This is a genomic window from Salegentibacter maritimus, assembly GCF_016236975.1.
Classification (GTDB): domain Bacteria; phylum Bacteroidota; class Bacteroidia; order Flavobacteriales; family Flavobacteriaceae; genus Salegentibacter; species Salegentibacter maritimus.
The window spans coordinates 129,290-142,106 of sequence record NZ_JAEHNY010000002.1 but is presented as its reverse complement, the minus strand read 5'-3'; the positions used below and the strand labels follow the sequence as shown (position 1 = coordinate 142,106).

General features: G+C 35.8%; 8 protein-coding genes. 2 read left to right on the top strand and 6 right to left on the bottom strand.

The window, feature by feature from the left end:
• Positions 1-21: 21 nt before the first annotated feature.
• Complete coding sequence (locus tag I6U50_RS02595) at positions 22-666, bottom strand: hypothetical protein (RefSeq protein WP_193709566.1); 645 nt, start codon at positions 664-666, stop codon at positions 22-24.
• Positions 667-796: 130 nt separating this feature from the next.
• Here I6U50_RS02595 and I6U50_RS02590 point away from each other — a divergent pair, with 130 nt between their 5' ends.
• Entirely contained in the window at positions 797-2,134 is a 1,338-nt protein-coding gene (locus I6U50_RS02590; protein WP_198637746.1) for an aspartate kinase, read from the top strand.
• 55 nt (positions 2,135-2,189) lie between these two features.
• Here the strand turns inward: I6U50_RS02590 and I6U50_RS02585 are convergent, their stop codons facing one another.
• Together I6U50_RS02585 and I6U50_RS02580 are read right to left on the bottom strand one after the other, a co-directional pair.
• Positions 2,190-3,455, bottom strand: coding sequence for a glycosyltransferase (locus tag I6U50_RS02585; protein ID WP_198637745.1), 1,266 nt, complete (start codon positions 3,453-3,455; stop codon positions 2,190-2,192).
• 122 nt (positions 3,456-3,577) lie between these two features.
• The gene (locus tag I6U50_RS02580; RefSeq protein ID WP_198637744.1) at positions 3,578-5,389 is read right to left on the bottom strand and encodes an SLC13 family permease; all 1,812 of its coding nucleotides are present in this window, start codon (positions 5,387-5,389) and stop codon (positions 3,578-3,580) included.
• Positions 5,390-5,524: 135 nt separating this feature from the next.
• Here I6U50_RS02580 and I6U50_RS02575 point away from each other — a divergent pair, with 135 nt between their 5' ends.
• Positions 5,525-6,022 (top strand): GreA/GreB family elongation factor, encoded by a 498-nt coding sequence (locus I6U50_RS02575; RefSeq protein ID WP_198637743.1) that lies wholly within the window; start codon positions 5,525-5,527, stop codon positions 6,020-6,022.
• Between the two features lie 9 nt (positions 6,023-6,031).
• Here I6U50_RS02575 and I6U50_RS02570 read toward each other — a convergent pair whose 3' ends face one another.
• From I6U50_RS02570 to I6U50_RS02560, 3 genes are read right to left on the bottom strand one after another with little or no spacing between them, the layout of a single operon-like run.
• Positions 6,032-8,599, bottom strand: a complete 2,568-nt coding sequence (locus I6U50_RS02570; protein WP_198637742.1) for a hypothetical protein — start codon at positions 8,597-8,599, stop codon at positions 6,032-6,034.
• 18 nt (positions 8,600-8,617) lie between these two features.
• On the bottom strand, positions 8,618-9,136 hold the full coding sequence (locus tag I6U50_RS02565; RefSeq protein ID WP_193709560.1) for a DUF4402 domain-containing protein: 519 nt from the start codon (positions 9,134-9,136) through the stop codon (positions 8,618-8,620).
• A 9-nt stretch (positions 9,137-9,145) separates the two neighbouring features.
• Positions 9,146-12,817 (bottom strand): T9SS type A sorting domain-containing protein, encoded by a 3,672-nt coding sequence (locus I6U50_RS02560; protein WP_198637741.1) that lies wholly within the window; start codon positions 12,815-12,817, stop codon positions 9,146-9,148.

Here is a 12,817-nt window from a genome sequence, read left to right as displayed (position 1 = left end):
TTTTTTAATAGGAGAGACGTGCTACTTCTTTATTTCATTAATCAATAAAAAAGCTTGATTTACATATTCCTTTTCCAGGAATAGCGCAAAATAATTTGAAGTTGAAATCATTTCAAATATCGGTATTCCTTCATAAGCTAAAAGCTTAAAGAGATAAAAGTAGAGGCCTACAAACTGTGAACTATTTTTAGGGAGGGCAATGGTTATAGACGATAACTCTTCCTTTACCGAAACACGTCTTTCACTCCTAAAACAATCTTCAACCAGGTTTGTAAGGCTGGACGATACCAAAATATTACTTTCCTGGTAGTTACTTGAATAATTTAGGTATACCCCACTTTGATCCTTAACCGCATCCAGAAGTTTTGCTTTATTGGCAATAATGCTGTTAGAATTTAAAAAGGTATATTCTGTAATACCAGATCTAACCACAATATCTCCCAATTCCCTTAAGTGTTGCATATTAACTTTGGTTCGGTGGGGTGCGTAACGCCGTAATGCCATAATAATAGAACCTTGCTTTACAGGTTTACGCATTTCCTTTTCTACCTGCGGCTGAATGTCTTCAGCAAGTCCACTAAAGTTTATAATGTCTCGTGCAATGGCATCGTCAAGAAAGGGCTGATGCCTAATAATATCGTGAACACAGGTGGTTATTGTTTTCATTGTTAAATATTAAACATTTTGTGCAAATGTATATAAATTGATAGATATATTTTGCCACAGCAGGCTTAAATTCTATTTATGCACGAAGTTATTTTAGCATGATCTAAAATAATTTTAAAAACACTTAAAGATGAAGGTATTAAAATTTGGGGGAACGTCTGTAGGCTCTGTTGAGAGTATTAAAAATGTAAAAAATATTCTGGCGGGTCGCGAAGGGAAGAAGCTACTTGTTCTTTCGGCAATGTCTGGTGTAACTAATAAGTTGGTAGAGATAACCGACCTTATTAAAGTTAAAGATCATTCAGCTATAGCAACTATTATTTCTGAATTAAAAAATAAGCATGAAGAAACGATTGACGCGCTTATAAACGATGCGACTTTAAATGCAGATGCCAGGAGTTTTGTAAACGATGTTTTAACTACCTTAAAGAGCCTAACTCTAAATGAGTATTCAGAAGGTGTTTACGCAGAAGTAGTCACTACAGGTGAAACAATGCTCACCTATATTTTTTCTACTTTTCTTACTCAGCAAGGAATACAGAATAACTTTTTGAATGCCAAAGACTTTATGCACGTTTCAAATCTGGAAAACCCGGATACTGAGTTCGTTGGGGAACTTTTTCAAAAAAGCATATCACAGTTGGAACCCACTGAGGTTTATATTACTCAGGGCTTTGTAAGAATAGATTCAAATAATAGTATTAATACTTTAAAAAGAGGTGGTAGCGATTATAGTGCAACTATTTTGGCAGCAGCTGTAAAGGCTGACGAAGTTCAAATTTGGACAGATATTGACGGGTTTCATAATAACGACCCAAGATATGTAGAGAATACTCATGCCATAGCCGAATTAAGTTTTGAAGAGGCCTCAGAGCTAGCTTACTTTGGAGCTAAGATTTTACATCCTCAAACTATTTCGCCGGTTATAAAAAGGCAAATCCCGTTATTCTTAAAAAATACATTTACACCCGACCTTCCTGGAACGAGAATTTCAGACGAAATACATTCTCGCGGACTTAAGGCTATTTCGGCGAAAGACGGGATTACCGCCATTAAAATTAAATCTAACAGGATGTTAATGGCGCATGGTTTTCTTAAAAAGATCTTTGAGGTTTTTGATAAATATGAGACTGCAATAGATATGATTACCACTTCTGAAATTGCAATTTCATTAACCATAGATTCTGATAGAAATTTAGATCAAATTCTGGAAGAGTTGAATGATTACGGAGAAATTACCGTAGAAAAAGAACATAGTATTATTTGTATTGTGGGAGAAGGCCTTATTGAAGATAAAAGTACCAGCCGTTTGTTTGAATTATTAAATGATATTCCTGTACGAATGATTTCTTATGGGGGTAGTAATAATAATATTTCTTTATTGGTAGCTTCTAAACATAAAATACAAACCCTACAGGGTTTAAATCAAAAGTTATTTGAACATCAAGAAACGCCTCAATTTGTTTGATTTCTGTTGATGAACAGGAAACTGTTCCTTTTGTGTAATAAAAACCGCCGGGAGGCTAATTATGGCCGGCGGTTTTTTTATTTTTCTCCTTTTCTTCTATAAATTTAGCCATAAAATAAGTACTTCTATGTTTGTGGTATTGCAACATTTTACCCACAAAATTCCTTTTTCTATAAACATCTTTATTTTCAAGAAGCCCTGCTAACTTTGTAGCAAATTTTTGTTGATGTTTTTCTTTTTTAAATCGTGAGTTAATTATGGCATGGCCATTTTGTACCGCTTCTGCCCAAAGTTTTTCATCTGTATACAAACGCACGGCTTCTGCGGCAAAAAGTTCAGGTTTATTGACAATAAATCCATTCCAGTTTAAAGCTCCGTTAATTCCTTCAGCTCCCATTGTAGTTGTAACCGAAGGAGTACCACATTGCATCGCCATAACCAGTTTCCCTTTTAACCCGGCGCCAAATCTTATGGGGGCCAGGCATACTTTTGCCTGTTGCATAACAGCTTCAGCAGTTTCTGCGCGTCCTTTTACAATAAATCCTTCTTTTTCATTATGAAGGTTCCATACTTTTTGCGATGGATAAGCCCCGTAAACAATAAGTTTTGCATCCGGTAATTCCTTACGTATTAATGGCCATATTTCTTCCTTTAGATATAGCACCGCATTCCAATTTGGTTCGTGCAGGAAATTACCGATACTTATAAAATTGTTACGCTCTTGATAGTTTGGCAAATTCAGTGCTTCTTCCTCCGAAATAGAATTCAGCATAAAAGGAAGGTAATAAAGTAGGCGAGGGTTTATTTCAAATTTATTTTGCAACAATTCCATTTCAGCTTTAGAAATGATAAGGCTAAGATCGCACCTGTAGATACTGGCGATTTCCCTTTTGGTAATGTCGGCATCAAAATAAATATTCTCGGCAGGTATATTTTTTTTGAAAGCTTCTATTCTGGATTTTCTTAGAAAATGAAGATCTTCTGTATCGAGTATTTTTATGGCTTCAGGGCAGTTTTCATCTACGCGCCATCCAAATTGTTCTTCGGTCATAAACCTATCAAAGACCACAAAATTAGGCTGAATTTGCCTTAATAATTCGTCAAAAGAAGAATGGTTCATTCTAATCACTTCAGAAGCGATATTCATGTTTTCCAGATCTATGGCAAACTCACTACGGGCCGCTGTGCTTACAAAAGTGATCTCATATTTTTCGCCAAGAAAAAATTGCAGTAATTGTAACATTCGGCTACCGGCGGCAGAAGAATTAGGTTCGGGCCAAACACAGCCAATAACAAGGAGACGGTTTTTAGGTAAGCTCATAGAAATATTTAGAAATTAATCCCGGTTTGAACTTAGGTATACAAACATTTAAATCTGGAATTATTAAATAGATTCGAGATAAAGTTTTTTCAAAAATACCTGAAATTAGACCGGATTCCTAATTAAAAACCGGTAGAAAGCAGGAGGGAAGCGGTTACCCAAAGCACTAAAGATACCAGGCCACCAATAATAAAAAAATGCCTAAACCTATAAATACCCATACCGTAAATTATGGTATTGGTTTGGTAGCCGACCGGCGTGAAGAAACTAAAATTAGAAGCAAAAAGCACCGATAAGATAAAGGGTTTGGGATCCATTTGTAGACTGGCTGCAATACTTATAGCAATGGGGGTTATAATAATTGCTGTAGCATTATTGGAGATAAACCCGCTTAATATCATAGTAACAAGAAAGAGAATACCTATAATTACAGTATCGGTTTGATTCTCAAAAACCAGGAGTAATTGATCTGATATCCATTGGTCGGCTCCGGTATTATTCATTGCCACACCTAAAGGAATCATTCCTGCCAACAAGAAAATAATTTGCCAGTTTACCTGGGCATAGATTTTCCCCAGGTCTATACATTTGGTGAAAATCATTAGAAAACAACCTATTATCGCACTTTTTAAAATAGGAAAAATAGAAAATGCCGAAAGTGCAATAACCACTAATAAAATAGATAGCGAAAGGAATCGCTTGGTTTTTGTAGTTACTTCAATATTTTTGTGTTGCTCGAGTATCGTAATATTTTCAATTTTTCGCAACTCATCTAAAGCACTTTCGGTAACCTCTACCAGTAGACGGTCTCCAACCCTTAATTCAATTTCATCTTTTCCGCGGTTAAAAATTCTTCTTTTAGGATTTCTAAAATTCCTACGTTTTCTAATTGCCAGCGGTACAGCCCCATGTAGGTCGTACCATCCAACGGTTTTAATATTTTTTCCTATAAGTGGGGAATTGGGTAGCATTAAAATTTCTACTACCTGTACGTTTTCTTCTAACTCTTCAGAATCGATAATGGGGTCTGCCAGTTTTCTTTTATCTCCCTCTTTAATAACCGTAAAACCTTCTGAATCCTTTAATTTTAGTAAATTTTCAAGATTACAGCGTAATAGTAGTTGGTCTCCTTCTTTAAGGGTAGTAAATTTCCCGGGCCAATCGTTAATAATGCCGTTGCGTTTTAATCTTAAAACTTCAATATCGTCATTATCATATAAAAAGCTTTCCTGAATACTTTTTCCTATAGAACCGGAATCCTTTTGAATAATTACTTTGGTAATATATTCGTCTAAATTATAATCTTCACTAATCTTATTCTTTCCAGACCTGGGAAGAAATTTAATTAGAAGACTCACCATAATGATTGTAATTATCATGAAGATGACACCATACCAGGTAAATTCAAAAAAGCTAAACCTTTCTATACCGCGTTCTACAGCGACGGCGTTAACAATAAGGTTAGTAGACGTACCCATAAGAGTACAGCTTCCTCCTATAATTCCGGCGAAAGAAATGGGTAAAAGTAGTTTTGAACTGGGAATATTGTATCGTGCAGATAATTCGGTGATAATTTTAATAAATACAATAACCACTGCTGTAGTATTAATAAATGCCGAAATACTACCCGCAATAAGCATAAAAGCTGGTACCATTAGAAAAACCGGTAGGATTCTTAAATTTTTAAGTCCGCCGGCCAGCCAATCTATAACTCCATTAGCTTCCAGGCCTATGGCGATTATCATTAGAGCGAGAACAGTTATGGTTGCAGGACTTGAAAAACCCGAGATAGCTTCTTCCGGGCTAACCAGATTTGTGAGTAGAAGTGTTGCAAGAATAAAGAAGGCAATTTTATCTATAGGAAATACTTCCAGGGCAAACAAAATTATCACTACTACAATAATAAAAAACAATATGGCTATCTCCAGACTCATTATTTAAATTTATAAAATAAAAATACGCTAATAGATAATGCATGCCGGCTTCTACTAAAATATTTATGATTTTATATAGAAAGATAATTTTCACCTCATTTCTATAATTGTTACTTTATACCTTAAAATACACTTATGAGCAGAGGTTTTGTAAAAGAGGACGATCAGGAAGAAGCACCTATTATACCGCCAAGAGCTGCGTTACCTTCCGGACAAACAAATTATGTGACCCCAAATGGTCTAAAAGAACTAAAGGAAGAAGAGGGGAATCTTATAGCAGATCGAGCCGGGATTAATATTGAAAATGAAACCGAACGAAGAAGGGCAAAAGCGGTGATAGACGGTAAGCTTAAGTTACTAAGAGAAAGAATTACCAATGCAAGGCTTTTAGAGTTAACAGATCAACCTAAAGATGAAGTTCGTTTTGGAGCTTGGGTAGTTTTAAAGCAGGACGGACGTAAACAGGAATTCCAAATTGTAGGAGTTGATGAAGCCGATGTTAAAAAACAAAAAATTGCATTTATAGCACCCATTGCCAAAGCGGTTACCGGAAAAAGAGTTGGAGATAAAATAGACTTTTTGCTGGGTAAAGAATCCCGGAAACTTGAAATTCTTAAAATAACCTATAAATAATATGCTGAATTAATCGGTTGTAATAATAAATTCCAGTGTATCTACAATATCACCGTATTTATCTACTCTTATTTCAAATTCTATGGCTTTCCCCGCAGTATAACCAAGTTTTTTCATTTGGTTAGGATCAATTTCAGCGGTATAAGCACCCGGTTTTAATCCCAGGTAGGTAAAATATCCATCAGCTTCGGTTAAAATTTCCTTGACCAACTTTCCGCTTTTATTTAAAATATTCACTATAATTCTGCCCTGCCCATTAATACTATTTCCTTTTTTTAAGTAAACCATGCCGGCAACTTCTCCCAAAACTTCTACTGGTACTTCAATTTCCTGAAATTGATTAGGTATAGTATGTACTTTTATTTTTTCGTTTTTTACTTTCCAGGCAATATTGTCAAGGCTGTTAGGATTAATCTCCAATAATAAATCTATATAAGGTTGCAGTTCGGTAATTCGGAGTATTGTTTCATCTTCGTTATATGTTAATTTACCCGAAGTATTCTTTATTTCCATACCGCTTACCAATGGCTCCATAGGATCTCTCTTGCCGTTTGTATTAAAATCGAGGAAAGGCATAATGCTTACAGCGGCCCTGGACATAGCGGTACGGTTGTTGGCCATAATATGACCTGTATTATCGTCTAAGATTAAACTTCCACGCGCAGATTGCACAAAAGAATTATTTTTATTCCCCAATCTTGAAGTCATAGAGGTTTGCGCAAAGTTAAAAGCATACCTTAAACCGAATTCAAAAATATTGGCGTTTCGTAAGAGATTATGCTCGTAAGCTATATTGATAAAACCCTGTTTAAAAACCGGACGTTCTAATTCTGCAATAATATTATTAAACTGATTTCGGCTAAAATCGTATTGTACCTGCGGTGAGAACAAGAAATTGTGCGGAAGTCGGTAATTTTGCGAAATCGAAGTATAAATAGTTGGTTCTTTTACCCGGTCGTTATATATTCCATAGGTTGTGAGATTAGTGCTAATGCCCATTATTGCTCCAGATAACAACAACTGCGCCGTAGTAAACTGGGTAGTGGGCATAATAATTTGGTTAACACTAAACCTGCTAAACATAGAAAAGTTTTTAGCTCTAATGGGGGCAGAAAAACTTATTTTACGCTCTTCAAGGTAATTAAAGTTAATTGCGGTTTGATCTTCGTGGTATTTAATATAATTAAGATCTACTTGAAGATTTCCCGGGGTTCTATAGCTTAAAAGTCCTTCTCCTTTAACACCGTGCATATATTCTCCCGTAAAGAGAAAATTAGAAGCAAACCTAATAGAAGAATTTACAAATGGCATAACTTCCCCAGAACTTAGGCCACTTAGGTATTCTACTCCACCTCCTATGGTAACGGCATTGCTTAGTCCGTAATTAAAATTAATTCGGGAAAATCGGTTTAAGTCTTCATTCTCAACAATTCCTGCACTTAGTGTATATTCTAGTTCATTTTTTGGAACAAAATTATAAGGAATATTAATGATACGCTCTTCTACGCGCTCCTGCCCGTAGGGGCCATAAAATTTTAACCTTACCGCAGTGTTACCGTACATTAGGGGCACATTAAAAGTGTAAAACCCCGAAGCATCAGCCTCGGTAAATTCTACAAGAATATTATTTACATAAAGCTCTATAGTCCACCTGGGATTGATATAATCGTTAAGGGTATAAGTACCAAAAGATCTTCTATTTTGGAAAGGGCTATTGGTTACCTGTATACCACTTACGGGTGCAAATAGAGAAGAGGTAGCACGGGTAAAAATCCTTCCCGCAGTAACTTGTTTAAATAACTTGCTTTCATTATTTACGTAGCGCCACTGGTAGAACTGATTCCTGGAATCAAACGGAACCCTCGTGGAATAATTAAGCATCAGGTTGGTTTCTCCTCCTAAAAACATGGTCCCTAAGCCAAGTGTTAATCGATTGTCATTTTCAAATTCACTTTGTTGCGTTGTGACCACTCCCCAATCTAAAGTTCCTGCTTTAAAAAAAGGATATTTTCTGCCTATGGTGGTGTCTGGTTTAACAATACCCTTTACACGATTCAAATTTTTTCGTAACTTTTTAAGTCGCATTTGCTTTATTACCGGCAGCTCTTTTTCGGTTTTCATAGTGACCGAAAGACTCCTAAAAGAAAATTCTGTATCTAAACCGAAAATTTCGCCAAAGAGATTGGATTTTAAATAAAGGTTTAAAGGCGTTTTAATGTACTGCCCTTCATTAAGCGTAAACTCCCTGTCCTTATAAATTATATTATTGCGGGACACATTAATACTATAAGACGAATCTGGATGAATAACAAAGCCTTTTATACCATCTTCGGTTTCTTCATTTTTAATCTTTAAATAATCAAAAAGTTCTTTAACCGGAATAAAGGCATCCTGCCCTTTAATAGCGATTGGTATTTCTATAGTGCCAAGATTGGGCACAATCATTTCTACGCTTAATTCGTCATATCCGGGGTAATCTTCCTGAGCAATAATTGGTACAGAAATAAAGGCGAATATTATTACAGAAAGCAATTTTTTATAAAATACAACAGAAAAAGAGCAGAAGAGTGTTTGCATTAAGCGAAGCTTTCTTATCTATTGATGAATAAAATTAAGGGTAAATGTGCCAAAGTAGGTTCCGGGTAGGTTTCCGGAATTATCTGACGGAATACGCAAGGTGCCACCTACAAAAACCTCATTAGGTACTTGTGCATTGGGAGCCTGGGTCACAAAAGTTCTATGACCGGTACTAAAACTATTAATTAAGAGTTGAATTTGCAGGCCGGTATCCTGATTTTCCAGAATAAAGGGGCCCATATCTTCAATTTGGATAATGGTACCGGGATTGGCATACACATCAAATAAAGCTGCTGAAACCGGTTGTCCAAAATTAAGCTCAAAAATATCACCATCTACGGTACGTTGGTCGTCGTAGCTTACCGTAACATTTCCTCCTGCACTTCCTGCGGTAAAAGAACCAAAATTGAGGTTTCTGGATGTCCTTACTTCAACCTCTATTGGAATTGGCGGATTTTCCTGGGCCTTAATTTCTAATACTGAAAATATAAGCAGTAAAAACAAAAATGTATGATTATAAAATCTTCTATTTTGCATGGGCTCTACTTATTTTTTTATGACTATTTTTTTTGCGTAAAGAGCTTTACCAACCTGTAGGTTAATAATATACACGCCATTACTGGTAATACCCTCAAAAATTACCTCATTGGTTCCTGAAGCTTCTTTTATTTGTAGAATTTGTCCTGTAATGGTCGTTGCTTTTAAAATACCTTTTTGATTTTTATCTAAATTAAGGCGAACCACTACAGTTCCATTTTGAACCTTTACATCAAAAGGTTCGTTAAAAGCAATTGCAGGACTTGTAACTTCTTCTTCAGAAAACATTAATTCAAAACGAGAATTATGCGTTCCTTTTTTGATATTGAAATTATATACGGGCTTTTTACTGAGGTTTTGTCCAATACCCTTTAAATGATCTATTAAATAAATATTCAAATTAAGATTTAAACCTTCAATGCGGGCAAGCCCAATAGTCATTTCTCCATTTTCATCGGCTTTAATTCCCAAAGGAATTTTTTTGTAACTTTTAGTTTCAGGGTAAGAAATAGCATTAATAGCCAGTTCTTTCCTGTCCTGACTTATATTGTAGAGGCTTGGTACCCTGGGGTCGGTATTCATCAATTTATGTGCATCCATTTCCTTTTCAAAATTCGAAGTGGCATAAGGCGAAAAATAGACAATCATGGCATCTCTATCCTTAGCACCCTTAAAACCGGCTTCCAGGCGAATTAGGGATTTCTGGCTGTTAATTTGAGACCTATAGAATTGCTGCCCAAAGTTGTTTGTACGCACCCTGTTATCCATCCCGAAGCTTCCAATTACTTTCTCTTGAGTATCAGAATCGCTCACTTTAATAAAAAAGCCCTGCATAGAAGGAATAATGTTAGGAGTGTTAATATTTCCTGTAGAAATATCATTTACATAAGCGGTGTAAGTACCGGTATATTGGTTGGTATCACTAGCAGTAAAAAAGTAAATACCGTTATCAATATTATTTCTTATCCAGCCCTGGGGAGCATCCCAATCTATAGGAGAGGGGTAGGGGTTGCCCACTAAATGGAAACCGCGGGTATATTTTCGGTGATTATTTTCTAGCTGGCGTACCGAAACACTACCATTGTTTACTTCACCGGTTAATTCTATAGTTTGAGAGGCTGTATTTTTGCCTAAATTAAGTGCATAGCCTTCTGCAGTATTAAGTGCATTTGTGGTATTTGTATATGCTTCCCATCCGCTGGCATCAAGGTTTAGGTTTTCTACCCTTCGGTTTTCGTTATAACGGTAGAAATTTGGGAAACCAGTTACTGGATCGGTAAAATTCATAAAAGACCCAAAATCTCCCACCATAGTATTTTTAAAAGGAGTACTAAAATATTTATAACCAAAAGCTTTATCCAAATAACGTTGCATGCTTACTTGCCCAATTACCTCGCCATTTCCGCTACCATCAATAAGGGCTGTTTTGATTTCATTTGAAATTAATGTGAGTTGATTCCCGGTATAAAAATGCCCGTTTTCAACATTTAGCGTTCCGGTCACTTCAATAATTGCTTCTGAAGTTACTCTCGAAGTATTATTTATTTGTAGGTTTTGAATTCGATTATTTTCAAAAGCATTTACAGGAATAATTTGAGTTGAAGTCCCTTCAAAAGAAATGCTACCGGATTCAGTAGCTAAAATACCCTTGTTTGTTAAATCTCCGGCAATACGCAACCAGTTATCGGTCACCATAACTGATGCATTGTTTTCTATACTTAAGTTCCTGGCTAAAGCATTAGCGCCCGCAGTTATTTCAGGGTAATTTCCGGAAGTTATATTTTCTGGAATTAATACATCGGTTTCCAGGGTAGGTAGGCTATTACAGCTCCAATTATTGGTATTATTCCAGTTTGAATTTTCAGTACCCGTCCAGGTATTTTTTGTTTTACATAGATCTTCACCTATATTCAAAACTGCGGTATCTGAGATGGAGATACAGCCATTTTCATTGGTTACCAATAATCTATAGCGCGAACCATCTTCCGGCCAATAACCAACTGTAATAAGTTCCAGCAATTTGGTTTTTGTACCTGCATAATGGCTACCATCCTCAATATCGTACCAGTTGCTACTAAAGGTCTGCCACTGAAAAGTTAGGTTATTACCGGTAACTCCTGCTTCAATAAGGGCGTTGCTACCAAATTCTGCAGTAACATCCTGTGGTTGTTTTGTAATTGGGTCTGGATCTACCTTTAATTTTGCTGGGTTTGAGTATACCTTACAGTTTTCATTGGAAACCTCTATACGATATAGATTATCATTAAAACTGGCAGGGGCATTGGTGATATCTAAGCGTTCGGAGTTTACATTTTTATAAAAATCATTGTTGGTTAGATTCCTCCAGGAGTTTCCATTGTCTTCACTTACCTGCCATTGGCGTTGATCGTTTGATGTATAGGTTTGAAAAGAAATATTATGACCTTCACAAACAACCTGATTTTTAGGTTGTGTATAAACACCTCCTGGGCTTTCATCTACTTTTAGAGTTGCAAAATCAGAAGTTATTTCGTTTCCATATTCATCTTTAATAACAACTCTAAAACGTATATTATTTAACCAGGTTCCCTGAGCATTTACAGTTAAATTGGAAGTTTGCGAATTTTGAAAATAAGTATTGTCCTTTATAGCAAAATAATTTTCTGAATCACCACCATCATTTCTTTCCCATTGATAAGATAGGTTTTGTCCAGAGGCATCTACATAAAAGTTTACCGCAGTACCCTGGCAAGTTGTATTACTTTTAGGCTGTGAATTAATTATTATGGGGTTCTTTATCTTTAATAAGGCAGCATTAGAAATAGATATTCTACACTTGTTACTATTTCCACGAACAATAACCCTATATATTGAGTTTGCATTTTCTAACTGAACATTTGGGATTTCTAGTTGAAATTGATTTTCTCCAGTAAGATCTATCCACTTTCCATCCCTATTTTTAGTTTGCCATTGGTAAGAAGCCACATCTTGAAGTTCTTTATCTGAAGCAGTAAATACTGCATTTTCACCTATAGAAATAAATTGATCGTTTACCTTTAGGTCGTAGCAATTGCTTAGTTCAATGATATCATCCGGAATATCTGGATTGTTTGCAAAATCATCTTCGTTACCATAATCACAAGAACCGCTTTCCTGAGGGGTGCCGGTATAATCTTCTCCTGTATCACAACTTCCAAAGTTTGGCCAGCCATCTACATCTCCATAAATGTAAATATTTCCATTTTCTACATCAAAATTCCCTTTGCCTTCATTCCCTTTTTTGGTAAAGTTGCCATGAATAATTAGGTAGCTTGATATAGATACGTTTACTTTATTTGATGCTGAAAAATCTCCAAAAATAATTACGCGTGAACTAGCCCCCATTTCAAAATAGGAGCCATTATTGTCCATATTTATATTTCCATTGACTATTAAAGTACCATTAATGGTCAACGAACCGCTCCTTCCAATGTTTAAATTATTTATTTCAACAATGGTACCCTGTTCAATTACTACTGAATTTGAGATAATTACATTGTCGCTGGCTTGGGGAAGTTGAGAGGGGCTCCATACTATTTGGTGCCAGTTGCCATCTTCAGTAGAAGTTATATTTTGGGCAAATGAAAAATCAAAAAACAACAAACCTATCACTACAATGGTGATTTTTAATAAGATAGAGGGTTTGGAGTATTTTTTTTTCAT